At 73.0% G+C, this 23,119-nt stretch carries 19 protein-coding genes and 1 pseudogene; 9 read left to right on the top strand and 11 right to left on the bottom strand.

Features of this window, described 5'->3' with window-relative positions:
* Positions 1-2 precede the first annotated feature (2 nt).
* From ACSUPV_RS19410 to ACSUPV_RS19420, 3 genes are all read left to right on the top strand, one after another.
* The gene (locus ACSUPV_RS19410) at positions 3-1,199 is read left to right on the top strand and encodes a sensor histidine kinase (RefSeq protein ID WP_436947918.1); all 1,197 of its coding nucleotides are present in this window, start codon (positions 3-5) and stop codon (positions 1,197-1,199) included.
* Positions 1,196-1,867 (top strand): response regulator, encoded by a 672-nt coding sequence (locus tag ACSUPV_RS19415; RefSeq protein WP_037762505.1) that lies wholly within the window; start codon positions 1,196-1,198, stop codon positions 1,865-1,867. Before ACSUPV_RS19410 ends, ACSUPV_RS19415 begins: the two co-directional genes overlap by 4 nt.
* A gap of 137 nt (positions 1,868-2,004) precedes the next feature.
* Positions 2,005-3,165, top strand: a complete 1,161-nt coding sequence (locus ACSUPV_RS19420) for a serine hydrolase domain-containing protein (RefSeq protein ID WP_436947920.1) — start codon at positions 2,005-2,007, stop codon at positions 3,163-3,165.
* Between the two features lie 62 nt (positions 3,166-3,227).
* On the opposite strand, the gene ACSUPV_RS19425 is transcribed toward ACSUPV_RS19420, so the two are convergent.
* The 3 genes from ACSUPV_RS19425 to ACSUPV_RS19435 form a co-directional block, all read right to left on the bottom strand.
* Positions 3,228-3,905 (bottom strand): response regulator transcription factor, encoded by a 678-nt coding sequence (locus ACSUPV_RS19425; RefSeq protein WP_359792852.1) that lies wholly within the window; start codon positions 3,903-3,905, stop codon positions 3,228-3,230.
* Complete coding sequence (locus ACSUPV_RS19430) at positions 3,902-5,137, bottom strand: sensor histidine kinase (protein ID WP_436947922.1); 1,236 nt, start codon at positions 5,135-5,137, stop codon at positions 3,902-3,904. Before ACSUPV_RS19430 ends, ACSUPV_RS19425 begins: the two co-directional genes overlap by 4 nt.
* A gap of 110 nt (positions 5,138-5,247) precedes the next feature.
* Entirely contained in the window at positions 5,248-7,458 is a 2,211-nt protein-coding gene (locus tag ACSUPV_RS19435; RefSeq protein ID WP_436947924.1) for an MMPL family transporter, read from the bottom strand.
* Between the two features lie 352 nt (positions 7,459-7,810).
* Here ACSUPV_RS19435 and ACSUPV_RS19440 point away from each other — a divergent pair, with 352 nt between their 5' ends.
* Positions 7,811-8,014, top strand: coding sequence for a cold-shock protein (locus tag ACSUPV_RS19440; RefSeq protein ID WP_003991681.1), 204 nt, complete (start codon positions 7,811-7,813; stop codon positions 8,012-8,014).
* A 153-nt stretch (positions 8,015-8,167) separates the two neighbouring features.
* A complete protein-coding gene (locus ACSUPV_RS19445; RefSeq protein WP_436947926.1) occupies positions 8,168-9,634 on the top strand; it encodes a DEAD/DEAH box helicase in 1,467 nt (488 codons plus the stop codon).
* Positions 9,635-9,862: 228 nt separating this feature from the next.
* On the opposite strand, the pseudogene ACSUPV_RS19450 reads toward ACSUPV_RS19445, so the two are convergent.
* The 3 genes and pseudogenes from ACSUPV_RS19450 to ACSUPV_RS19460 all read right to left on the bottom strand — a co-directional run.
* Positions 9,863-10,237 (bottom strand): annotated as a pseudogene (locus tag ACSUPV_RS19450) (SMP-30/gluconolactonase/LRE family protein); the annotation flags it as partial.
* Positions 10,195-11,991, bottom strand: coding sequence for a flavin-containing monooxygenase (locus ACSUPV_RS19455; RefSeq protein ID WP_436949915.1), 1,797 nt, complete (start codon positions 11,989-11,991; stop codon positions 10,195-10,197). The pseudogene ACSUPV_RS19450 and the gene ACSUPV_RS19455, both read right to left, overlap by 43 nt.
* Positions 11,992-12,078: 87 nt before the next feature.
* Positions 12,079-12,849 carry an SDR family NAD(P)-dependent oxidoreductase gene (locus ACSUPV_RS19460; RefSeq protein WP_436947928.1) on the bottom strand — a complete coding sequence of 257 codons (771 nt, stop codon included), beginning with the start codon at positions 12,847-12,849 and terminating at the stop codon, positions 12,079-12,081.
* Positions 12,850-13,004: 155 nt separating this feature from the next.
* Here ACSUPV_RS19460 and ACSUPV_RS19465 point away from each other — a divergent pair, with 155 nt between their 5' ends.
* Positions 13,005-13,664: a helix-turn-helix domain-containing protein gene (locus ACSUPV_RS19465; RefSeq protein WP_436947929.1), complete on the top strand. Its 660-nt coding sequence runs from the start codon at positions 13,005-13,007 to the stop codon at positions 13,662-13,664.
* A 395-nt stretch (positions 13,665-14,059) separates the two neighbouring features.
* Here the strand turns inward: ACSUPV_RS19465 and ACSUPV_RS19470 are convergent, their stop codons facing one another.
* Complete coding sequence (locus ACSUPV_RS19470; RefSeq protein WP_436947931.1) at positions 14,060-15,196, bottom strand: glycosyltransferase family 4 protein; 1,137 nt, start codon at positions 15,194-15,196, stop codon at positions 14,060-14,062.
* 6 nt (positions 15,197-15,202) lie between these two features.
* On the bottom strand, positions 15,203-16,621 hold the full coding sequence (locus ACSUPV_RS19475; protein ID WP_436947933.1) for a glycosyltransferase 87 family protein: 1,419 nt from the start codon (positions 16,619-16,621) through the stop codon (positions 15,203-15,205).
* A gap of 168 nt (positions 16,622-16,789) precedes the next feature.
* Here ACSUPV_RS19475 and ACSUPV_RS19480 point away from each other — a divergent pair, with 168 nt between their 5' ends.
* Both ACSUPV_RS19480 and ACSUPV_RS19485 read left to right on the top strand, forming a co-directional pair.
* Positions 16,790-18,025: a sensor histidine kinase gene (locus ACSUPV_RS19480; RefSeq protein ID WP_436947935.1), complete on the top strand. Its 1,236-nt coding sequence runs from the start codon at positions 16,790-16,792 to the stop codon at positions 18,023-18,025.
* The gene (locus tag ACSUPV_RS19485; RefSeq protein WP_436947937.1) at positions 18,022-18,714 is read left to right on the top strand and encodes a response regulator; all 693 of its coding nucleotides are present in this window, start codon (positions 18,022-18,024) and stop codon (positions 18,712-18,714) included. Before ACSUPV_RS19480 ends, ACSUPV_RS19485 begins: the two co-directional genes overlap by 4 nt.
* A gap of 22 nt (positions 18,715-18,736) precedes the next feature.
* On the opposite strand, the gene ACSUPV_RS19490 is transcribed toward ACSUPV_RS19485, so the two are convergent.
* The 3 genes from ACSUPV_RS19490 to ACSUPV_RS19500 all read right to left on the bottom strand — a co-directional run bounded on the left by ACSUPV_RS19490 (position 18,737) and on the right by ACSUPV_RS19500 (position 20,676).
* Positions 18,737-19,288, bottom strand: coding sequence for a hypothetical protein (locus ACSUPV_RS19490; RefSeq protein WP_051648851.1), 552 nt, complete (start codon positions 19,286-19,288; stop codon positions 18,737-18,739).
* A 9-nt stretch (positions 19,289-19,297) separates the two neighbouring features.
* Entirely contained in the window at positions 19,298-19,498 is a 201-nt protein-coding gene (locus tag ACSUPV_RS19495) for a DUF397 domain-containing protein (protein WP_436947939.1), read from the bottom strand.
* 185 nt (positions 19,499-19,683) lie between these two features.
* A complete protein-coding gene (locus tag ACSUPV_RS19500) occupies positions 19,684-20,676 on the bottom strand; it encodes a LacI family DNA-binding transcriptional regulator (protein WP_037762537.1) in 993 nt (330 codons plus the stop codon).
* A 315-nt stretch (positions 20,677-20,991) separates the two neighbouring features.
* Between ACSUPV_RS19500 and ACSUPV_RS19505 the strand changes: the two genes are divergently transcribed.
* On the top strand, positions 20,992-23,040 hold the full coding sequence (locus tag ACSUPV_RS19505) for a glycoside hydrolase (RefSeq protein WP_436947940.1): 2,049 nt from the start codon (positions 20,992-20,994) through the stop codon (positions 23,038-23,040).
* Positions 23,041-23,119 lie beyond the last annotated feature (79 nt).

Raw genomic sequence — 23,119 nt, forward strand, 5'->3', positions numbered from 1 at the left:
CCATGGGCGTACGCGGGGGGCCGTGGGAGTGGTGGGAGCGGGGACGGGCCCTTGCGGCGGCCAATCCGCTCCTGAGTGACATCGGCGTCGCGCTGCTCGTCCAGGGCGCGATGACCATGCCGTTCCTCGTGCCGCGCGCACCCGGGGCACCGCCCGCGACCTGGGCGGCGTACGGGCTGAGCACCCTCACCGTGCTGCCCCTGGCGTGGCGGCGGCGCGCCCCCGTGGCCGTGCTGTTCGCGGTGCTGGCCACCACCGCGCTGTACCGGCTGACCTTGGACGGGCCCGGGCAGCCGCTGCCGTACACCGGACTCGTGGTCGTGTACACGATTGCCGCGCTGTCGCCCCCGCGCAGGCGGCTCCTCGCCGCGCTGGTCATGGTCGTCGCGGTGCCCGTGGGCGTGTGGCTGAACACGCGGTCCGCGCGGGAACTGACCTTCTCCTTCTTCGTCCTGGTCGCCGCCTACGTCTTCGGGCGGCTGACCGACGTCCGCCGGCGCGCGCACCGGGTCGAGGCCGAGCGGGCCGCCGCGCGGGAACGGGCCCGGATCGCGCGGGAGATGCACGACATCCTCTCCCACGCGGTGAGCCTGATGATCGTGCAGGCGGAGGCCGGTCCGGTCGCGGTGCGGGTCGCGCCGGAGCGGGCCGAGGCCGCCTTCGACGCGATCTCCGCCACCGGACGGGACGCCATGGCCCAGCTGCGCCGGATGCTGGGGGTGCTGCGCGACGGGGAGGAGCCCGGCGGCTCCCCGCGCGCCCCGCAGCCCGGGCTCGGCGAACTGCCCGCCCTCCTCGACCGGGTGCGGGACAGCGGTCTCGCCGTCGGGTACGGGACGACGGGCCGCGCCCGGCCGGTGCCGGACGCGGTCGCCGCCACCGTCTTCCGGGTGGTCCAGGAGGCGCTGACGAACACCGTTCGGCACGCCGCCGCCCGTACCGTGTCCGTTCAACTGGACTACAGAGAAGATGAGTTGGAGGTCCGGGTGACGGATGACGGGCGCGGGCCGCGCCCCGCGCCCGGTGCCGGCGGGCACGGGCTGGTCGGTGTCCGGGAGCGGGCGACGGCCCACGGCGGCAGCGCGGTCGCCGGGCCGGGGCCGGACGGGCGCGGGTTCGAGGTGCGGGTACGGATTCCCGTACCGGCCTTCGCGGAGCACCGGCAGCCGGCCCCGCGCGCGGTGGAGGCGGGGTCGTGACGATCCGGGTCGTGGTGGCGGACGACCAGGAGCTGGTGCGCAGCGGCTTCGCGCTGATCCTGGACGTCCAGCCGGACATCGAGGTCGTCGCGGAGGCGGGCGACGGGGCGGCGGCGGTCGACGCGGTGCGGCGGCACGCGCCGGACGTGGCGCTCCTCGACATCCGGATGCCGCGCCTGGACGGGATCGAGGCCTGCCGTGCGATCGGCGCGGCGGGCGACTGCCGGACGGTGATGCTGACGACGTTCGACTCCGACGAGTACGTCTACGAGGCGCTGCACGCGGGCGCGAGCGGCTTCCTGCTGAAGGACGTCCGGCGGGACGACCTGGTGCACGCGGTGCGGGTCGTCGCCCGTGGCGACTCGCTGCTCGCGCCGTCCGTGGCCCGGCGCCTGGTGGAGCAGTACACCCGGCCCGCCGCCGCCCGCCCGCGCCGGCCCGACCCCCGCCTGGACGTGCTGACCGCACGGGAGAGGCAGACGCTGCTGCTGCTCGCGCGCGGCCTGTCCAACGCCGAGATCGCCGCCGAGCTGGTGGTCAGCGACCACACGGTCAAGACGCACGTCGGCAACGTCCTCGCGAAGCTGGGCCTGCGGGACCGCATCCAGGCCGTGATCTGCGCGTACGAGACGGGCCTGGTCACGGCCGGGGATCCCCCGCCCGGGTGAGCGGCCCGGGCCGGTGCCTCCCCCGCACCGGCGAGGAACCGGCCGGCCGGAACCGCCCGTCGGGGCGATCCGCGTGCCGTCCCCGGTCCGGAGGATGGAGCCGTCCACAACGACGCCTGCCGCCCCTGGAGTTGACCATGAAGGCCCGTACCTGCCTGCTCGTCGCCGCGCTCGTCGCAGGGGTGACGGCGGGCCCGTCCGCGCTGCCGGCCGCCGCCTCGGCCCCGGCCGCGTCGTCCGCCGCGCAATCCCCGAACCCGGCCCTCGACGCCGCCCTCGCCGGGCTCCCCCACGCCGACGCGACGGCGGCACTCGTGCGGGTCGGGGGCAAGGACGGCGTCCGGCGGGGCCGTTCGGGCGTGCACGACCTGCGGACCGGCCGCCCGGCCGATCCGGCCGGCCGCTTCCGCGCCGGGTCCGTCACCAAGGTCTTCACCGCGGCGGTCGCCCTGCAACTGGCCGCCGAAGGCCGGCTGGACCTCGACCGCAGCGCCCGCTCGTACCTGCCGGAGCTGATCCCGGCCTCGTACGGGACCGTGACCGTCCGGCAGCTCCTCGACCACACGCACGGCATCCCCGCGCCGGACCTCCCCGGGACCACCGTCGAGGAGTGGTACGCGAACCGCTTCCAGGTCCACGACACCCGCGACCTGGTCCGCTCGGCGACGTCGAAGAAGCCCGAGTTCGCGCCGGGCACGCGGCAGCACTACCTCAACATCGGCTACCAGATCGCCGGCCTCGTCATCGAGCGCGTCACCGGCGACACCTACGAACGCCAGGTCGCCCGCCGGGTGCTGAGGCCGCTGGGGCTGCGCGACACGTACTACCCGGGCACGAACCCGCGCATCGTCGGGCCGCACAACCACGGCTACCAGCGGATGCGGCTGGACGACGGGACGCTCGGGCTGCGCGACGTGTCCGTGTGGGGGGCGACGGACGCGTGGGCGGCCGGGGACCTCGTCTCCACGACGGCGGACCTGGAGCGGTTCACGCACGCCCTGTTCGAGGGACGCCTCGTGCGCGGCCCGCTGCTGGAGGAGATGTTCACCCTGCCGAAGGTGACCGATTTCCCGAGCGGCGAGCCGGCCGCCCACTCCGCCGGCCTCTCCATGAAGGTGCTGGGCGGGCGCGAGGTCTGGGGCAAGACGGGCGGGCGCTGGGGGTACAACACGGCCGTCGCCGCCACCCGGGACGGCGCGCGCACGCTCGTGTACAGCGTCAACTCCACGGACGCCAAGGGCCGGGACATGAACGAGGTGGCGGAGGACATCATGGTGGCGGTGTACGGCCGGCCGTAGCCCCCGCCGTGCCCCAGTGGGCCGCAGCCCCGTTCCTGCCCCAGCGGTCCGCAGCCCCGCCCTCACGCCGGGGGCGTCGCCCGGACCAGGCCCGTCTGGTAGGCGATGACGACCAGTTGGGCCCGGTCCCGGGCGCCCAGCTTGGTCATGGCCCGGTGGATGTGGGTGCGTACGGTCAGCGGGCTGAGCGTGAGGTCCTCGGCGATCTCGGTGTTGGAGCGCCCCTCCGCCGCCAGGGCCATCACCTCGCGCTCCCGGACCGTGAGGTCGGCGAGGCGCTCCGGCGGCGCCAGGTGCGTGCCGGGGGCCGGTGCCGTGAGGAAGCGGCTGATGAGGGAGCGGGTGGCGACGGGCGAGAGGAGGGCCTCGCCCGAGGCCACGGTGCGCAGGCCGGTCAGCAGGGTGTCCGCGGTGACGTCCTTGCCGAGGAACCCGCTGGCGCCGGCGCGCAGGGCCTGGGCGACGTAGTCCTCGGTCTCGAACGTGGTCAGGATCAGCACGCGGGTGGCGGACAGCTCCGGGTCGGCGCACAGCGTGGAAGTGGCGGTCAGGCCGTCGGTGCCGGGCATGCGGATGTCCATGAGGACGATGTCCGGGCGGTGGGTCCGGGTCAGCTCCACCGCCTCCGCGCCGTCGGAGGCCTCGGCGACCACCTCCATGTCCGCGCAGGAGTCGATGAGGATCCGGAACGTGGCCCGCAGCAGGGCCTGGTCGTCGGCGAGCAGCACCCGGATGCTCATGGTGTCGTTCCTTCCGCGAGGTGGGTGGCGGGTTGCAGCGGCAGCGCGGTGGTGACCTCGAAGCCGCCCTGGGGGCGGGGGCCCGCGCACAGCTCGCCGCCGATGGACTGGGCCCGTTCGCGCATGCCCATGACGCCGAAGCCGCGCCCCGGGGCGGCCCCCGGCTTGCTGGGACCGTCGTTGGTGACCGTGAGCAGCAGCCGCGACCCGGTGTACTCCAGGCGCACGTGGGCGGACTCGGCGGCGGCGTGCTTGCTGACGTTGGTCAGGGCCTCCTGCACGATCCGGTACGCGGTCAGGTCGACGCCGGGCGACAGCGGCTGCCGCTCGCCCTCCGTGGTGACGGTGACCGCCAGGCCCGCCGACTCGCACGCCGAGACCAGCTCGGGCAGCCGCGCCAGGCCGGGGGACGGCTCCAGCGGCGGCGCGCCGGGGGCGTCGTCGTCCTGCCGCAGCAGGCCCAGCGCGGCCTTCAGCTCCCGCAGCGCGGAGGACGTGGTCCCGGTCAGGTCGGTGAGGATCTTCTTGGTCTGCTCGGGGTTGGTGAGGGCCAGGTGGGCGGCCGTGCCGGCCTGGGCGTTGGCCAGGGCCATGTGGTGGGCCACCACGTCGTGGAGCTCCCGGGCGATGCGCACCCGTTCCTCGGTGACGCGCAGCCGGGCCTCCTCCTCACGGGTCCGCTCGGCGTGCTCGGCCCGGGCCTGCACGGCCTTGAGATAGCCGCGCCTGGCCCGGGTCCCGCGGCCGGCGGCGAGCGGCAGCATCAGCCAGAAGACCGGGCCCATCGCCCTCAGCAGCAGCGACAGGTGGTTCATGGAGTCGGCGAAGACGGCCGCGACCGTCACCGCCAGCATCGTGGTGAGGCCGTAGACGCGGGTGGTCCGGCGGTCGGTGAGCGTGGCCAGCCAGTACAGCGCCGCCATGATCGGCGCCAGCAGCAGGGGCGTGACCAGGTAGCCGACCTTGACCGCGGTGACGGTGCAGATCGCGGTGACGACGACGCCGGTGCGGGGGTGCGTGCGGTGCTTGATCAGAGAGAGGCAGGAGATGCCCATGAGGACGGTGGCGGTCTTGTCCTGGTCGGGCGGGTCCGCGTTGGGCAGGGTGAGCGAACCGCCGAGCGTCGCGCAGCCCATCAGGGCCAGGACCATGATCAGGTCGACGAGGAAGGCGTGGCGGTCGGTGAACTCCTCCAGGCGATCGGCGTAGCGCCGCTCCGGGGTGAGGGACATGGGGGTTCTCCGGGTCGATGGGCTGGATCCATCGTGGTCGACGTCGGGTCGGAACGCCCGAGGGGCCGCCCGTGTCCTTCGCCACGGGCGGCCCTGGGGGTGGGGGTTCCTCAGGTGCGGGCCGGCTCCAGGTCGGGTGCGGACCGCGGGGCCGGGTCCGTCTCCGGCCGGCGGCTGAGCGCCTCGCCCTCCACGTCGACGCGGGGCAGCAGCCGGTCGAGCCACTTCGGCAGCCACCACGCCTTGTCGCCGAGCAGGGCGAGGACGGCCGGCACGATCGCCATCCGGACGACGAACGCGTCGAACAGGACGGCCGAGGCGAGCCCGAACCCGATCATCTTGATCATGGAGTCGCTCTCGCCGATGAACCCGGCGAACACCGCGATCATGATCAGGGCGGCGGCCACGACCACCCGGGCGCTGTGCCGGAACCCGGACGTGACGGCCTTGTCGGGCGTCTCGCCGTGGACGTAGGCCTCCCGCATCCGGGAGACGAGGAACACCTCGTAGTCCATCGCGAGGCCGAAGACGATGCCCACCAGGAAGATCGGCATCAGGCTCATGATCGGGCCGGTCTGCTCCACGCCGAGGAGTTCCGCCCCGTGGCCCTGCTGGAAGACCACGACGACCGCGCCGAGGGAGGCCAGCACCGACAGCAGGAACCCGAGCGCCGCCTTCAGCGGAACGAGCAGCGACCGGAAGACCACCAGCAGCAGCACGATCGCCAGGCCGACCACCACGATCAGGTACGGGACCAGCGCGGCCTGCACCTTCTCGGCGATGTCGATGTTCATCGCGGTGGTGCCGGTGACCTCGTAGGTCGCGCCGCTGTCCGACTCGATGCCGGGCCGCTCGCCCCGGATGGTCGTCACCAGGTCCTTGGTCTTCTCGTCGGTCGGCGCGGTGGACGGCACCACCGAGAAGACGGCGGTGTCACCGGCGGCGTTGAAGCGGGCCGGGGAGACGGACACCACGCCCTTGGTGGCGCCGATCTCCTTCGCGATCGTGTCGGCGGCGGCCTCGGGGTCGGCGGCGCCCTTGCCGTCCACGACGATGGTCAGCGGCCCGTTGAAACCCGGCCCGAAGCCCTCGGCGAGCGCGTCGTAGGCCCGGCGCTCGGTGGTGGAGGTCGGCTTGGCCTCGTCCCCGGGCATGCCCAGCTGGAGGTCGGTCGCGGGCAGGGCGAGGGCGCCCAGGCCGACGACGCCGAGGAGGAGGACGGGCAGGGGGCGGCGCAGCACGAACCGGGCCCAGCGGGTGCCGCCGTTGGCCTCGGTGCCCTCCTCGATCCGGCCGCGCTTGCGGGCCTTGCGGGTGAGCACGGCGTTCGGCCAGAAGCCGAGGAACGCCGGGACGAGGGTCAGCGCGATCAGCACGGCGAGGACGACCGCGCCCGCGGCGGCCAGGCCCATCTTGGTGAGCATCGGGATGCCGACGACGGCGAGCCCGGCGAGCGCGATGACGACGGTGAGTCCGGCGAACACGACCGCGGACCCGGCCGTGCCGACGGCCAGCCCGGTCGCCTCCTGGGGCGTGCGGCCCTTGGCGCGCTCCTCCCGGTACCGGGAGACGACGAACAGGGCGTAGTCGATGCCGACGGCGAGGCCCAGCATCATCGCGAGGGTGCCGGTGGTGGTGGACAGGCCGAGGGCGCTCGACAGGGCGAGGATCGTGGCCATGCTGACGCCGACGCCTATGACGGCGGTCAGCAGGGGCAGCCCGGCCGCGGCCAGCGAGCCGAAGGTGATGAGCAGTACGACGGCGGCGATCGCGACGCCGATCACCTCGGCCATGCCGCCCGGCCCGCCCTCCTCGGCCAGCGCGGTGCCGCCGGCCTCGACGGTCAGCCCGGAGTCCCGGGCCTGGTCGATGGCGTGCTCCAGGTGGGTGCGGCTGGCGTCGGTGAGGTCGTTGGCGCCGACCTTGTAGGTGACGGTCGCGAAGGCGGTCGAGCCGTCCTTGCTGATCGTCTTCGCCTGGAACGGGTCGACGGCGCTCGCGACCTGCGTGCCGTCGCCCAGCTCGCCGACGGCCTGCTCGATGGCCTGCTTGTTCCCGGCGGCGGTGACCTTCTCGCCGCCCGGCGCGATGAACACGACCCGGGCGGTCGCGCCGTCGGCGGTGGCTCCGGGGAAGCGCTCCTCCATGAGGTCGAACGCCTTCTGGGACTCGATGCCGGGCATCGAGAACTCCTCGTCCACGGCCCCCGGCGCCTTGAGGGCGCCCAGCCCCACGGCGGCCAGGACGGCCGCCCAGACCAGGGCGACGTACCAGCGTCGCCGGAAGGCCAGTCGGCCCACTCGATACAGGAAAGTAGCCACGGCAGGAGGTCTCCACATCTGGTGTCGATCGTCCGCCAAGCGTCTCCGTGAGCGGGCCGTCCCGTCGTCGTGCGGCTGCCGACAATCTCCGGTACTCGGATCGCAGTACGCGGGGGCGTGCGGGTCCACCGCGGGTACGACATTCCCCTGACTTCGCCCCGGGCCTGTGCTACCTTGCTTGTTGTTGCAGTTTTGGTTCCCAGAGACTTCGAGTGCTCTTTCGACCTTTGTCGACGAGCGCTCTTTTTTGTTGCCGAGGATTTTCGGATCTCTCCGGCGGGTGATCATTTCGGCGACTCCGGTTTCCGCACGGTGCGGATTCCGGGTACGGCACCCCCCAAAGGAGATTCACATGGCCACCGGCACCGTGAAGTGGTTCAACTCGGAAAAGGGCTTCGGCTTCATCGAGCAGGAGGGCGGCGGTCCCGACGTGTTCGCCCACTACTCGAACATCGCCACCTCCGGCTTCCGTGAGCTGCAGGAAGGCCAGAAGGTGACCTTCGACGTCACGCAGGGCCAGAAGGGCCCGCAGGCCGAGAACATCGTTCCCGCCTGACGTCGGCGCGCATGCCCTGACCGGGGCCCGCACCCCTGCGGTGCGGGCCTCGGCTCTTTTCGTTTCCCCATTCCGGCCCGCTCTTGCGAATCCTGCGGCGCTCCGGCGCCGCCGCGCATTCCCCGATCCGTGCCGCATCGAGGAAGGTTCCCCTTGGACCGCACGGCTCGCAGGAACAACAACGGCTCCACCCGCTCCCGCAACGGCGGGGCCCGGTCCCGCAAGGCGGCGGGCCAGCACACCGCCTCCCGTCCGGCGGGCGGCAACGGTGGCAACGGCGGCAACGGTGGGCGCCGCCCCGCCGCCGGCCGGGAGTTCGCACCCCCGGTCACCCTCACCCCGGCCCTCCCCGCCGTCGAGTCGTTCGCCGAACTCGACCTGCCCGAACGGCTGCTGACGGCGCTGCGCGCCGAGGGCCTGACCGCCCCGTTCCCGATCCAGGCGGCGACCCTGCCGAACTCGCTGGCCGGCCGGGACGTCCTGGGCCGCGGGCGCACCGGGTCGGGCAAGACGCTCGCCTTCGGCCTCGCCCTGCTGGCCCGCGTCGACGGGCAGCGCGCCGAGTCCCGGCAGCCGCTGGCGCTCGTCCTCGTGCCCACGCGGGAGCTGGCCCAGCAGGTCACCGACGCCCTCACGCCGTTCGCCCGGGCGCTGCGGCTGCGGCTCACCACGGTGGTCGGCGGCCTGTCGATCGGCCGGCAGGCGAACGCGCTGCGCACCGGTGCCGAGGTCGTCGTCGCGACGCCCGGGCGGCTCAAGGACCTCATAGACCGCGGCGACTGCCGACTGGACCAGGTCGGCGTCACGGTCCTCGACGAGGCCGACCAGATGACCGACATGGGCTTCATGCCCCAGGTCACGGCCCTGCTCGACCAGGTGCGGCCGGACGGGCAGCGGATGCTGTTCTCGGCCACCCTGGACCGCAACGTCGACCGGCTGGTCCGCACGTACCTGCACGACCCGGTCGTGCACTCGGTCGATCCGTCCGCGGGCGCGGTCACCACGATGGAGCACCACCTGCTGCACGTGGAGGACGACGACAAGCACGCCACCACGACCCGGATCGCCGCCCGCGACGGACGCGTGATCATGTTCCTGGACACCAAGCACGCCGCGGACCGGCTGGCCAAGAAGCTGCTGGCGGTCGGCGTGCGCGCGATGGCGCTGCACGGCGGCAAGTCCCAGTCGCAGCGCACCCGGACCCTGGCCCGGTTCAAGGACGGGCAGGTCTCGGTGCTGGTGGCGACCAACGTGGCCGCGCGCGGCATCCACGTCGACCAGCTCGACCTGGTCGTCAACGTGGACCCGCCCGGCGACCACAAGGACTATCTGCACCGGGGCGGCCGGACCGCCCGGGCGGGCGAGTCCGGCACCGTCGTCACGCTGGTCCTGCCGCACCAGCGCCGCGAGATGAGCCGGCTGATGGCCGACGCCGGCATCACCCCGCGTGTCACCCGGGTCCGCTCCGACGAGGCCGAGCTGAGCCGGATCACCGGTGCCCGGGAGCCGTCCGGCGTGCCGGTCGTCCTCACGCCGCCGGCCGCCGAGAACCGCCCGGCGCGCACGGGTTCCGCCCCGGGCGCACGGCGGGGCGGGCCGTCCCGGGGCCGCCGCCGCTGAACCGGTGGCGGGGCCGACGGCAAGGTGACGACAGGGTCTAGGCGTCCGGTGTCAGCCGCAGCACCGTGCCCTCCGCGTCGGCCGACAGCAGCAGGGAGCCGTCCGGGGCCGCGGCGAGGCCCGCGAACCGGGGCGCGAGGCCGGGAACGCCGTGCGTGAAGAGGGCCGGGGCGGGGCCGGGCGGCCGGCCGACCGGCAGGTCCTCGGCCGCGACGCGCCGCTCGCCGGTGGTCCGGTCGCCGACGCAGGTGATGCCGTTGGGCACCTTCACCTCGTCGGAGACCAGGCCGTACGCCCCGTCGGGGCTGCGGCGCCACACCCGGCCGGGGACCAGGTCGGCGATGTACATCGAGCCGTCCGCCCCGAACGCCAGGTCGTCGGGCGACCGGACCGGGCCGCCGCCGGGACCACGACCTCGACGTCACCGGTGGCCGGGTCCACGGCACTGATCCGTCCCGCGAGGAACTGCGCCACGTACAGCCGCCCGTGGGGGCCGAACGCGACGCCGTTGGAACCCTGCAGCGGGTTGGGTGGGTTGAGGCGTTCGCCCCGCCGCGGTGTCACGAGCCCAGCACCTCGTCCATGCCGCCCTCCGCGCGCCAGCGCCGGATCAGCTCGTAGAAGGCGATCGGGCCGTCCCCGTACGACTCGCCGCGCGGTCTCGGCATGCCCTCGGCGTTGTAGTAGCCGGGGGTGCACTCGGACTGGAACGCGAACAGGTCGACCGACTTCTCGCGGAGGGTGGCCACCCAGGCGTCCTGTGCCTCGGCGGCCGGTTCCACGCGGGGGGCGCCGCGCCTGCCGGCCTCGGCGCTCACCTCGGCGACATGGGTGGCCTGCTCGTCCAGGACGTGCACGTAGTTCACGGAACTCGCGCTCTGCACCGAGCCGAGCATGAACAGGTTGGGGAAACCCCGGCTGTAGAAGCCGTGCAGGGTCCGCGGGCCGGTCTTCCGCCAGGCGTCCAGCAGGGCGACCCCGTCCCTGCCGTACGCGGGGAGCTGCCCGGACAGCAGACCGGAGACGCCGACCTCGAAGCCGGTGCCGAAGACGACGCAGTCGACCTCGTACTCCACGCCGCCGGCCACCACCGCGCTCTCGGTGAAGCGCTCGACGCCCCCGTGGTCGGCCGTGTCGACGAGCGTCACGTCGGGCCGGTTGAAGGTCTCCAGGTACGAATCGCTGAAGGTGGGCCGCTTGCACATGTAGCGGTACCAGGGCTTGAGCTTCTCGGCCGTCTCCGGGTCGCGGACGATCGCGTCGACGCGGGCCCGCAGTTCGTTCATCTTCTGGAAGTCGGCGATCTCCTCCAGCCGTTCACGCTCCTCGGGCGCGAGACCGGCGAAGCCGTCGCTCGGGATGAGCTTCTGCTGGAGGCGGGCGCTGCTGGTCCAGCCGTCGGCGACCAGGTCCTCGTCGGTGCGGGCACCGGTGACGACCGCGAGGAAGTTGTCCCGGCGCCGCCGGGCCCAGCCGGGCTGCAGCGAGGCGGCCCACTCGGGGTCCGTCGGGCGCTGGCCGCGCACGTCCACGGAGGAGGGCGTCCGCTGGAAGACGTACAGGTGCCGCGCGTCCCGGCCGAGGTGGGGGACGACCTGGATGGCGGTGGCGCCGGTGCCGATGAGGGCCACGCGCTTGTCGGCGAGCTTCGTCAGACCGCCGTTCGCGTCGCCGCCGGTGTAGTCGTAGTCCCAGCGGCTGGTGTGGAACATGTGGCCCTGGAAGGTCTCGATGCCTTCGATGCCGGGCAGTTTCGGCTGGCTGAGCAGCCCGGTCGCCACGACGACATGGCGGGCGGTCATGCGGTCGCCGCGGTCGGTCGTGACGATCCAGGCGGACTCGCCCTCGTCCCAGCGCAGTTCGCGGACCTGTGTGCGGAAGCAGGCGTCGCGGTAGAGGTCGAAGTGGCGGGCGATCGCCCGGGCGTGCTCGCGGACCTCCTCGCCCGGCGCGTACTTCCACTTCGGGACGTGGCCCAGTTCCTCCAGCAGCGGCAGGTAGACGTACGACTCGATGTCGCAGTGGATGCCCGGGTACCGGTTCCAGTACCAGGTGCCGCCGAAGTCGGCGCCCTTCTCGATGATCCGGATGCCGCGCAGGCCCGCCTGGCGCAGCCGGGCACCGGTGAGCAGGCCACCGAAGCCGCCGCCGACGACCACCACGTCCACGTGGTCGTTCAGGGGCTCCCGGGTGAACCCGGGCTCGGCGTACGGGTCGTCGTCGAAGTGGCCGAACTCGCCGGTGGTGCGCCGGTACTGGCGGTTGCCGTCCGGCCGGATCCGCCGGTCGCGCTCGGCCCGGTACCGCGCGCGCAGGGCGTTCGGGTCGAAGTCGAGCGGGGTGTGGGGGGTGGACATGGTGTCCTCTTCCTCTCGTGACTCTCCGGCGGGGGGAAGGGTGGGGAACGGAGACTTCGGCGGTTCGGGGGACGGGGACTTCGTCGGTCAGACGGCGGCCCAGGCGTTGTCCACCGGCAGGATCACGCCGTTGACGCCGCTCGCCGCGTCGGACGCGAGGTAGACGATGGCGGCGGCCTGCTCCTCCGGCTCGCACAGCCGGCCCATGTTGACGAAGTGCCTGCCGACGACGGCCGGTCCGTGGGCCTCCGGGTCGATGCGCACGTCGGCCGTGATGGCGGTGGCCGTGCCGCCCGGGGCTATGGCGTTGGCGCGGATGCCCTGGTCCCGGTACATCACCGCGAGGGAGCGGGTGAGCCCGAGGACGCCGTGCTTGGAGACGGTGTAGGCCGTCCCCGCCGCGCTGCCGCGCAGCGACGCCTCGGACGCGGTGGTGACGATGGCGCCGCCACCGGCCGCGATCATGTGGGGCAGGGCGGCGCGCGTCAGCAGGAACGGGGCCGTGAGGTTGATGCGCAGGACCCGCTCCCACTCGGCGTCGCTGACGTCCGCCGCGGCGGACATGCTGTCCATGACGCCCGCGTTGTTGACCAGGACGTCGATGCCGCCGAAGGTGTCGGTCGCGGCGGCCACGACCGCGTCCACCACCGCGGCGTCGCTCAGGTCGCCCGTGACGGCGACGGCCGTGCCGCCCGCGGACGCGATGGCCTCGACGGTGCTCTCGGCGCCCTCCGCGTTCAGGTCGGCGACCACGACCTTCGCCCCCTCGGCGGCGAAGTGCAGCGCGGCGGCGCGGCCGATGCCGGAGGCGGCCCCGGTGACGATGACGCTCTTGCCTGACAGACCCGTGGCACGCATGGCGCCTCCTCTGCTCGTCGCGGTGTGGCGTCAGGCAGCGTACTGGTTTCTGGCGCAGCGTGACATAAAGACACGGCATGCCACACGGTCGTGCTCCGCCAGGACGACAGGTCGCGACCTAAAATAGGGTGAGCGGGGGAAGTCGAGGAGGGCGCATGGCCGGACGAGCAGGTGGTGCCACGGGGCGGCCACCGCTGACGGAGCGACGGCGCGCCGCGACGCGCAGGGAGATCGCCGAGGAGGCGGTCCGGCTCTTCGCCGCCAAGGGCGTGGCGGCGGTCACCGCGGAGGACATCGCCTCCGCGTCCGGGGTGTCGACGCGCACGCTGTGGCGGTACTTCCGCTCCAAGGAGGAGTGCGTGCGCCCCCTGCTCACCACCGGCCTGGAGCTGCTGACCGAGCGGCTGCGGGACTGCGAGGGCGACCAGCGCTCCCTGGCCGAGGCCATCCTCAGCTTCCGGCGCGACGCCGGCGACGCCCCCGGCCTCCAGGCGCTGGGCGACCTGCTGCGGCTGTGCCGTGACGAGCCGGGCCTGCGGGCGGTGTGGCTGGAGGCGCACTACGACGCGGAGGCCGCGTTCGCCGCGATGATCGCCGAGCGCACGGGTCGTCCCGCCGAAGACCTCGCGGTCCGGGTCGAGGCAGGGGTGCTCAACACCGCGCTGCGCATCGGCGTGGAGGAGTGGGCGCTGCGCCCGGACCGGTCGAAGGGGCCGTCGATCGCGGAGACGCTCACGCGGGCGTTGCGGATGGTGGACGCCCTGGAGATCAGCGGCCTGGCCGGAACGCGCCGAACCAGCGACGCGGGGCGGTGACGAGGGACGTCTCGGGGTCCCGGTGCGGAGCAGCGCCCCGCGGCCCTCTGGCTGGAGCGTGGCCGGCCGGACGGCGCCGCCGCCCGCGGAGGCCGGGCGTTCGATGAGGAGTCGGGGCGGGCCCGGCCGAGGAGACCGGCCGGCGCGGAATCCCCCATGCAGCGACCCTTCGACCGCCACGGCGTCCGCAGCCACGCGGCCATCGTCGCCAAGCGGCTCACGCACTGCACCTGAACGACACCGGCCTCGGCGAGGCGGACCCTGTGCCCGGCCCGACGGCCCCCACGGCGTCCGCAGCCACGCGGCCATCATCGCCAAGTGGCTCACGCACTGCACCTGAACAACACTGGCCTCGGCTGGGCGGGCCCTGTGCCCGGCCCGTCGGCCGCCGCGACTCAGACCGCCCGAAGCAAGGACGTCAGCTGCCCGTGCGCCCGGTCCCACCCCCATTCCCGCCGCACCCACGCGCGGCCCTTGCGGCCCATGTCCCGGGCCAGTCCGGTGTCGCCGAGGAGCAGTGCGAGCCGGTCGGCGAGCGCCCGTACGTCGTGGCCGTCGACCAGGTATCCGGTCTCCCCGTCCCGGACGGTGTCCGGTGCCCCGCCCGAGTCGCCGACGACGACGGGCAGTCCGGCCGCCGACGCCTCCAGGAACACGATGCCGAGCCCCTCCACCTCCATGCCCGCCCGGCGCGTCCGGCACGGCATGGCGAAGACCTGGGCAGCAGCGTAGAAACCGGGCATGTCCTCGTGCGGATGACCACCGGCGAAGACGACCGCGTCCGCCACCCGCTCCTCGACCGCGAGCCGGTGCAGGGCCCGGGCGTGCGGGCCGTCCCCGACCAGCAGCAGCACCACGCCGGGGATGCTGCCGCGCACCCCACGCAGGGCCCGTATCAGCGTGTCCTGGCCCTTGCGCGGAATGAGCCGGGCCGCGCACAGCACCACCGGCCGGTCGCCCAGTCCGTATCGCTCCCGGACCCGGACCCCCGCGGCCTCGGAGCCTTGGAAGACGTCGGCGTCCACACCGGGCGCCAGCCGCCGCATCCGCGCCGCCGCCTCCGGCCCGACCGCGGCGGCGATCCGCGCCCGGGTGTACGAGCCGAGGTACGTGACGCTGTCCACCCCGGCCCCGATCCGCCGCAGCAGCGCACGCGCCCCGGGGGTGCGCGCCCACCACACCTCGTGCCCGTGCGTGGTGGCCACCAGCCGCCGGACGTCCGTACGGCGGCGCAGCTCACCCGCCATCAGCCCGAGCGGGGCGGCCGCCCCGAACCAGACGCTGTCGCAGTCGTGCGCGCGGGCCAGCTCGACCGCCCGGGCGGTGACCCGCCGGGTCGGCAGCAGCATCCCGGTGCGGTCCCGCACCACCGGGAACGGCAGCCGGGCGTCGTAGGCCCGGTCGCCCGGGGTACCGGAGGTGTAGACGGCGACCCGGTCGGCCGGGAAACGCGCCGTCATGGCGTGGACGAAGGTCTCGATGCCGCCCTGGCGGGGCGGGAAGTCGTTGGTGACGACGAGCGTGCGCGGCATGGTCGGTCAGTCCTCCAGCGGCTTCACGGCGAACAGGTGGTTGCGGTGCGCCGCGGTGACCCGGTCGCGCAGCAGGGAGGACGTCCAGCGCAGCGGACGCCCGGTCTCCGGGGGCGTGGCGAGTCGCGTGGGCACGGCACCTCCTGGCCGTGCCGTCCGGCGGTCGGCCTGCGCGAGCCGGAACCAGCCGAACAGCACCAGCGGGTAGACGGCGTATCCGAAGCGGGTGGCGGGGATCAGGCACATGGCGATCCCGAGGCCCAGCGCCAGCCGGTCCGCCGCGGCGACGGTGGTGCGCGGCGGACGCGTCACGAGGGACACGGCCACCGCGACCGCGCTCAGCGCCAGCGCCGCCACCGCCAGGGCGAAGCCGCCCGGCACCCGGGTCGCCAGGAGGTGCCCCGGCAGCGGGCTGGTCGCCGGGGACGCGGTGCCGCCCTCGCCCAGCGGGAAGAGCAGCGCGTGCTCGGCGAACGCCCTCGGGTCGGCCAGCGCGACCGGCACCACGGCGAGCACACCGAGCGCGACGGCCGTGGCCCCGGCCCGTACGGCGGCCCGCCGCCCGGCGGTCACGGCGAGCAGGGCCAGCCCGACGGGCAGCAGCGGCCAGGCGGTCCACTTCAGCGAGGCGGCGGCCCCGAGCGCGAGCCCGGCGGCGACGGGACGTCCGCGGCCCGCGAGGGCCAGCGCGAGGCACATCAGCGCGATGACGGGCAGATCCACACCCCCGACGGCGAGGGGAAGGGCTGCGGCGGGGGTGGCGGCGAGCCAGAGGAGGGCCTGGCCCGGGGTGGGGCTGCGGCGGGCGTTGTTCAGGGACCCGGGACCACCGGAGCCACGGCACACCGCGGCCGCCAGCCCCATGGCCCCGAGCGAGACCACCGCGAACCACACCCGGCCGTCCGCGAGCGGGACGTCGCCGAGGACGGCCCGGGGCAGTCCGAAGAGCGCCATGCCCGGCAAGTACGGGTTGTAGTCGCCGAGTCGGTCCGGGTCGGGCACGTACGGCGTGCCGGAGTCCAGCAGCAGGCCACCGGACCGCTCCACGACCGCGACCTCCATCTGGCACCGCCCGTGGGCGACCAGGAACACCAGCGGCACCAGGACCGACCCGGCCGCGGCCACGGCCGCGCTCACCCGCCCCCAGGCCCGTGCGGAGCGGTGCGCGACGAGCCCGGCGAGCCCGTACCCGACGGCGGCGCAGGCGCCCCAGACCCGGTGCGGCGTGATCGTCGTCCACAGGCACAGCAGCAGCGCGAAGACCGAGCAGGCCGCCCAGCAGGCGGTCTCCCAGCGCCGGGTGGAGCCGCGGCGCCGGGGCCGCACGGGGGAGACCGGCACCGGAGCCGGACGCGGCGGGTGCGTACGCACGGCCGCCACCGAGGAGGTCGGCACATCGACCGGTCCCCGCCAAAGCTCCTGCATCCCGCTCCCCCTGTCAGCCGGCACTCGTGTCGGCCAGTCTTCGCAAGGAGCGGACGAGAAGCGTCACACCGGATTCCGATCCTGGGCGTCAACCCGTGGTACTCACCCGGCACTTGAGTCAACCCGTACGGTGACGCGGCCGGAACGCCCGCGGCCGACAATGTGGGCATGCGTCAGTCGCCGTCCCTGCGCCCCACCGCCTGGTCGCGCTCGCCCCGCTACCCGTACGTCACCGGCGTCCTGCTGGTCGTCCTGGCCGCGGCCGAGGTCCTGCACTCCCGCGTCACCTCGACGACGGTCCTGGCGACCCTGCCCTTCGTGGTGCCGCCGCTCTTCTGGCGCCGGCGCGAGCCCCGCGTCGGACTCCTGGTGGTGCCCGCCGCGCTGCTGAACTTCCTCTTCCGCCCCGAGCTGCTGATGACGGTCGCGGTGGCCGGGGTCATGGGCCTCTACTCGCTCGCCCGCCACCGCGTCCTGCACCCCGCCGTGCTGAGCACGGCCGCGATCACCGGCGCGCTCCTCGTCAACGCGGGCCACGTGGCGATGGGCGTGTACGACCTCGGGGGCCGGGCGCCCGCCGTCGGCGCCGACGGCTCGCTGTCGTACTTCACGGAGTCCTTCGTCCTGGCCGTGGGCGTGGTGGCGACGGTCGGCGTCGCGGACGCCTTCCGCAGCCGGGAGGAGTCACGGCAGGCCCGGGAGGCCGCCCAGCGGGAGCTGATCGCCATGGAGCGCCGGCACGCCGCCGCACAGGAACGGGCCGCCATAGCACGGGAGTTGCACGACATCGTGGCGCACTCGGTGTCCGTGATCGCCGTCCGGGCGGAGAGCGCCACGTACACCACGCCCGACCTGTCCCCGCCCGCCCGCGACGGCTTCCAGCAGATCGCCGCCTCGGCCCGCTCGGCCCTGACGGAACTGCGCCAACTGCTCAGCGTGCTGCGCGCGGACGACACGGCCGAGGACGCCCCCGTCCTCCCGCAGCCGACCCTGGACTCCCTCGACGCGCTGCTGGAGGCCCACCGCTCGGGCGGCGGGGAGGTCACCCTCCACACGGAGGGCACCCGCTCCCCGCTCCTCCCCCCGTCCCTCGAACTCACCGCCTACCGCATCGTCCAGGAGGCCCTGACCAACGCCCGCCGCCATGCCCGCGGCGCCGCGGTCGACATCCGCCTCGCCTTCGCGGACGACGAGGTCCGCCTCCGGATCACCGACGACGGCCCGGGCCCCCAGGGATCCCCGCAGGACTCGGGCGGGCACGGCTTGAGCGGCATGCGGGAGCGTGCGAACCTGGTCGGCGGACGTCTGACCTGCGGGCCGGCCGGTCCCGGGGGCGGCTTCCTCGTCGAGGCCGAACTCCCGGTGCGGGCCGGGGCGAAGAGCTTCGCGGAGGGTGTGTCGTGACGGCGGGGGAACCGATCCGCGCGATCGTGGCCGACGACCAGGCGGTGGTACGGACCGGCTTCGTGAACCTGCTGTCCACGCAGGACGACATCGACGTCGTCGGCGAGGCGGAGGACGGCGAACAGGCGGTCGCCCTCGCGCTCACCCACCGCCCGGACATCGCGCTCCTCGACATCCGCATGCCGAAGCTGGACGGCATCCGGGCCGCGCGCACGATCCTGCGGGAGACCGAGGGCGGCACGAAGGCGCTGATGCTCACCACCTTCGACCTCGACCAGTACGTCTTCGACGCCCTCGCGGCCGGCGCCAGCGGCTTCCTCCTGAAGGACGCGACCTTCCCCGAACTCCTGCACGCCGTGCGGGTGGTGGCCGCCGGCGACGCCATGCTCGCCCCCGGCATCACCCGCCGCCTGATCGCCGAGTTCGCCCCCCGCCGCCCGGTCACCGCCCCCAGGACCCTCCTGGACCGCCTCACCGCCCGCGAGGTCGAGGTCCTCCTCCTGATCGCCCAGGGCCTGTCCAACGCGGACATCGCCGACCGCCTCACCATCACCGACCACACGGTCAAGACCCACATCAACCGCCTGTTCACCAAGCTGGAACTACGCGACCGGGCGCAGGCGGTGATCGTGGCGTACGAGGCGGGGCTGGTGACGCCGGGGGAGGGTGGCGAGAGCGTGTCTCTTTGACGTCCGGCTTTCCTTGGAGGGTTCAGCGATCGCCGTGGCTCGGCATCCCCAGGTCGGCACGCATCGAATTGCGCATCTCGCGAACCTCGCTCCGGCTTCGCTCGACCCTGGTTCTCACCTCGTCAAGGACCGCGGTTTCACCGCTTTCCTCAAACTTCATCATCAGCCTGTGAATCGCGTACAGGTTGTTCAGGAAATTGCTGGCGATCTCCAGCGACTCCTCGGATCCAAAAAGCTGAGCCTCGGAATAGGCGTCTCGTGCAGCATTTCGCGCCTCATCCTCCTGTTCCGGGTCTACGGCGAAACTCGTACCCTCGGCCAGATTCCGGAAATGGCGCTGCAGAAGGGACTGGAAGGCTCGGGCGGTTCTGTTGAGCTCAATGTATGCGGCCTTCATCTCGGAGCTCCGATGCCGGTGCTGCTCGGCGGCCATACTCGCTCGCCACTGACGCTCCATATGCTCCAGCTCCGCCATCTTCACCTTGCGAGACCCGTAGTTGGCGAGCGCACCGGACGCCACCGTCCCCAGCACACCGGCGACAGCCACCAGGAGGGTGGCCTGCGAAGCATCCATGGGAAGACCCTAGACCCTCCTCGCGGTGATGTACTCGACAAACACCAGCCAGGCACTTTCGGTGGCGTGGATCAACCCTCCGCCATCGTCCTTCGAGTCGCGGATCAACATCCCTTTCGCGACCGGAAGGCACTCGACACAGTTCTCCTCGGCTCCGCTTGCGCTGCTCTTACGCCAAGATATCTCCGACGTCGCCACCGCAACCACCACCTACTTTTTGACTTGTTGATCCCCTGGCGCTTTTATAGCATCGACTTCCCTTACTGTCACGCGCGCAAAAGTGACACATTTTCGTAAGGAACTCGCCATCCTGGTTTCGAAAAGCTCCGCACTCGACTCCACTATCTGGCTGCGCTCGGCCCCGACCTGCCTCAGCACCAGCTCCGGACGATCCCTCACCTCGAGGACCCCGGCGCCCCCGTGCTCGCCCTCCGGACCAGCCGGGTCGGCACCAGCGTCGTCCCGTGCTCCGTCCCGTCCTGCCGCATCTTGCTCAGCACCCCCTCCACGCACAGCCGTCCCACCTCGGCGAAGTCCTGGTGGATCGTGGTGAGGGGCGGGAGGAAGGACGCGGACTCGGGGATGTCGTCGAAGCCGACGACGCTGATGTCGTCGGGGACGCGGCGGCCCCGTTCGTGCAGGGCCCGGAGGAGGCCCAGGGCCATCTGGTCGTTGGCCGCGAACACCGCCGTGCAGTCCGGCTCGTCGGCCAGGCGGAGGCCGGCCCGGTAGCCGGACTCGGCCGACCAGTCGCCGCGGACCGGGGGCGGCGGGGTGCGGCCCGCCTCGGTGAGCGTGGCGTGCCAGGCGTTGGCGCGGCGCTGGGCGGCGAAGGAGCCCTCGGGGCCCGCCAGGTGCCACACCGTGTCGTGACCGAGGTCCAGCAGGTGCCGTACGGCGTCCCGGGCGCCGCCCGCCTGGTCGGTGTCGACGACGGTGTAGCGGTCGCCGGCGTCGGAGTCGGCCACGACGACCTGCACCCCGGGCGGTAGTGAGACCGTCGCCGCGTCGAGCAGGTGGATCTCCATGATGACGATGACGGCGTCGACCGCGAGTTCCCCGAGGCGTGAGAAGGCGCCGTTGACCTCGTCCTGGGTGGGGACGGCCACGGGCAGCAGCGTGACGGCGTAACCGTGCTGGGCCGCCGACGTGGCGATGGCCTCCAGGGTGCGGATGTTGCCCATGGTGGACAGGGAGAAGGTGATCACGCCGAGGGTGCGGAACTCGCCGCGGCGCAGCGCGCGTGCCGCGCTGTTGGGCCGGTAGCCCAGCTCCCGCATGGCGGCCAGGACCTGTCGGCGGGTGTCCTCGGTGACGCCGGGGAAGCCGTTGGAGACCCGGGAGACCGTCTGGGAGGACACACCCGCGAGCTGGGCGACGTCCGCCATGGACGCGCCCTGGCGGGGGCGGGCCGCACGCCTTCTCGTACGGCTCGTGCCCCCCGACACGCTCTCGCTGTCCACGGTGCCCACCTGCCCCTCGCTGCCCTCGCCGCGCGACTGCCGCGGATTTCGGTCCGGAACGACTCCTTGACCCCTGAGATTCGGACAGTGTAGACATCCCGCCAGTGGATGTTTACGTAAACATTGCCTAGTCGAAATCGTACGAGAAGCTGCCAAACCAGTACCACTCGCACCCCCGTAGACCCCGATCTCTGTGTCCCGCCGGGACGCGCGGCACGCAGAAGAGCTGGAGTACTCGAGATGGCACACCGCACCCGCAAGAGAAGGCTCCTCGGGGCCATCGGCGTCACCGCGCTGGCGACCGGAACCGTCCTGGCCACGACGACCCTGCCGGCCGCGCACGCCGATTCCGCGGTCCAGGCCGCCGGGGTCACGGTCCGGCCGGACCCCTCCTACTCGGGGGAGAAGTTCGAGGGCTGGGGCACGAGCCTGGTCTGGTTCGCCAACGCCACCGGCGACTACCCGCCCGCGATCCGCGAGAAGCTCTACAAGCTCCTCTTCGGCGACGAGGGCCTCGCCCTGAACATCGCCCGCTACAACATCGGCGGCGGCAACGCCCCGGACGTCAAGGACTACCTGCGCGCGGGCGGCGCGGTCGAGGGCTGGTGGAAGGCCCCGGCGGGCACCACCCGCGAGGACGTCGACTGGTGGGACGCCGAGGACCCGGCCGACTGGAACAAGAACGCCGACAAGACGCAGCGCTGGTGGGTCGACCGCATCAAGAAGGACATCACCCACTGGGAGACCTTCAGCAACTCCCCGCCCTGGTTCATGACCGAGAGCGGCTACGTCTCCGGCAACTTCGACGCCGGCAAGGACCAGCTGAAGCCCGAGTCCGTCGAGGACTTCGCCAAGTATCTGGTGGGCGCGACCGAGCGTCTGGAGAAGGCGCACGGCATCAAGGTCGACACCCTCGACCCGTTCAACGAGCCGAACACCAACTACTGGGGCACCAAGCTCGGCCCGGACGGCGAGCCGACCGGCGGCCGCCAGGAGGGCGCCCACATGGGCCCCGAACTCCAGCAGAAGGTGCTGCGCGCGCTGGCCCCGGTCCTGGAGAAGTCCCGGAGCGACGCGGAGATATCCGCGATGGACGAGACCAACCCCGGCACGTTCGCCACCAACTGGAACTCCTACCCCCAGGAGGTCCGCGACCTGGTCGACCAGATGAACGTCCACACCTACGGCACCGGCCAGCGCACCACGGTCCGCGACCTCGCCAAGGCCGCCGACAAGCCGCTGTGGATGAGCGAGGTCGAGGGCGACTGGGGCGACGGCCAGAGCTTCACCGACATGCGGCCCGGCCTCGGCCTCGCCCAGCGCATCGTCGACGACCTGCGCGAACTGGAGCCCAAGGCCTGGGTGTTCTGGCAGCCCGTCGAGGACTACGACAACATGAAGCCGGGCGGCGAGTCCGCGAAGGGCGGCAACTGGGGCGAGATCCAGCTCCCGTTCAGCTGCACCTCCAAGGACACCCTGGAGACCTGCCCGATCTACACGAACACCAAGTTCGACACGGCCCGCAACTTCACGCACTTCATCAAGCCCGGCGACCGGCTGATCAAGACGAACGACACGTCCAGCACCGCGGCGATCTCCCGCAAGGGTGACGCGGCGACGGTCGTCCACGTCAACAGCGCCACCGAGGCCCGCGAGGTCACGCTCGACCTGTCGAAGTTCGGCCGGGTCTCCTCCCGAGCCACCGTCACCCCGGTGGTGACCAGCGCCGACGGCAAGCTGGAGAAGCAGAAGGCCGTCGCAGTCACCGGCAAGCAGGCCACGCTCACCGTGCCCGCCCAGTCGGTGACGTCGTTCCTCGTCAAGGGCGTGTCCGGGGTCGCCAAGGACGCGGCCGAGCTGCGCAAGGGCCACACCTACCGCCTGACGGGCGTCCAGAGCGGCAAGGACCTCACGATCGCGGACAACGGCACGGGCCTCGTCATCCGGGGCGCGTCCGCCGACCCGGCCGGCCGGCAGTGGACGGTGGAGCAGATCCGCGGCGCCGACAACCGCAAGCGGTACGTCCTCACGGAGGCGTCCTCGGACAAGCGCCTGGCCGTCCGGAACGGCGCGCTGGTGGCGGAGCCCGACGAGGGTCGCCGCGACAAGGCCACCGAGTGGATCATGTCGACGACCGGCGACGGCACCTGGACCCTGGTCAACGCCGCGACCGGCCAACTCCCTGATGTCTCCGGCCAGTCCACGAACGAGGGCGCGTCCGTGGGGCTGTGGCAGCCGAACTCCGGGGCGAACCAGCGCTGGAGGGTGACGGAGGTGACGGGCGGCTAGTCCCCCGCCCTCCCGCGCAGGGCCTGCTGTGACGCCCCGCTCCCGCCCCCGCCTCTGCCGCCGTGTGCGCGGCGGGGGC

This window comes from Streptomyces sp. SudanB52_2052 (assembly GCF_964272415.1).
In the GTDB taxonomy this organism is placed as follows: Bacteria; Actinomycetota; Actinomycetes; order Streptomycetales; family Streptomycetaceae; genus Streptomyces; species Streptomyces olindensis.

Coding starts and splice junctions, on each gene's coding strand:
- ACSUPV_RS19460 (WP_436947928.1), bottom strand. CDS start 12,849: ATGCGTGCCACGGGTCTGTCAGGCAAGAGCGTCATCGTCACCGGGGCC.
- ACSUPV_RS19430 (WP_436947922.1), bottom strand. CDS start 5,137: ATGTCCCTCACCCCGGAGCGGCGCTACGCCGATCGCCTGGAGGAGTTC.
- ACSUPV_RS19500 (WP_037762537.1), bottom strand. CDS start 20,676: ATGGCGGACGTCGCCCAGCTCGCGGGTGTGTCCTCCCAGACGGTCTCC.
- ACSUPV_RS19425 (WP_359792852.1), bottom strand. CDS start 3,905: ATGAGCATCCGGGTGCTGCTCGCCGACGACCAGGCCCTGCTGCGGGCC.
- ACSUPV_RS19465 (WP_436947929.1), top strand. CDS start 13,005: ATGGCCGGACGAGCAGGTGGTGCCACGGGGCGGCCACCGCTGACGGAG.
- ACSUPV_RS19505 (WP_436947940.1), top strand. CDS start 20,992: ATGGCACACCGCACCCGCAAGAGAAGGCTCCTCGGGGCCATCGGCGTC.
- ACSUPV_RS19470 (WP_436947931.1), bottom strand. CDS start 15,196: ATGCCGCGCACGCTCGTCGTCACCAACGACTTCCCGCCCCGCCAGGGC.
- ACSUPV_RS19440 (WP_003991681.1), top strand. CDS start 7,811: ATGGCCACCGGCACCGTGAAGTGGTTCAACTCGGAAAAGGGCTTCGGC.
- ACSUPV_RS19420 (WP_436947920.1), top strand. CDS start 2,005: ATGAAGGCCCGTACCTGCCTGCTCGTCGCCGCGCTCGTCGCAGGGGTG.
- ACSUPV_RS19475 (WP_436947933.1), bottom strand. CDS start 16,621: ATGCAGGAGCTTTGGCGGGGACCGGTCGATGTGCCGACCTCCTCGGTG.
- ACSUPV_RS19480 (WP_436947935.1), top strand. CDS start 16,790: ATGCGTCAGTCGCCGTCCCTGCGCCCCACCGCCTGGTCGCGCTCGCCC.
- ACSUPV_RS19490 (WP_051648851.1), bottom strand. CDS start 19,288: ATGGATGCTTCGCAGGCCACCCTCCTGGTGGCTGTCGCCGGTGTGCTG.
- ACSUPV_RS19410 (WP_436947918.1), top strand. CDS start 3: ATGGGCGTACGCGGGGGGCCGTGGGAGTGGTGGGAGCGGGGACGGGCC.
- ACSUPV_RS19455 (WP_436949915.1), bottom strand. CDS start 11,991: ATGTCCACCCCCCACACCCCGCTCGACTTCGACCCGAACGCCCTGCGC.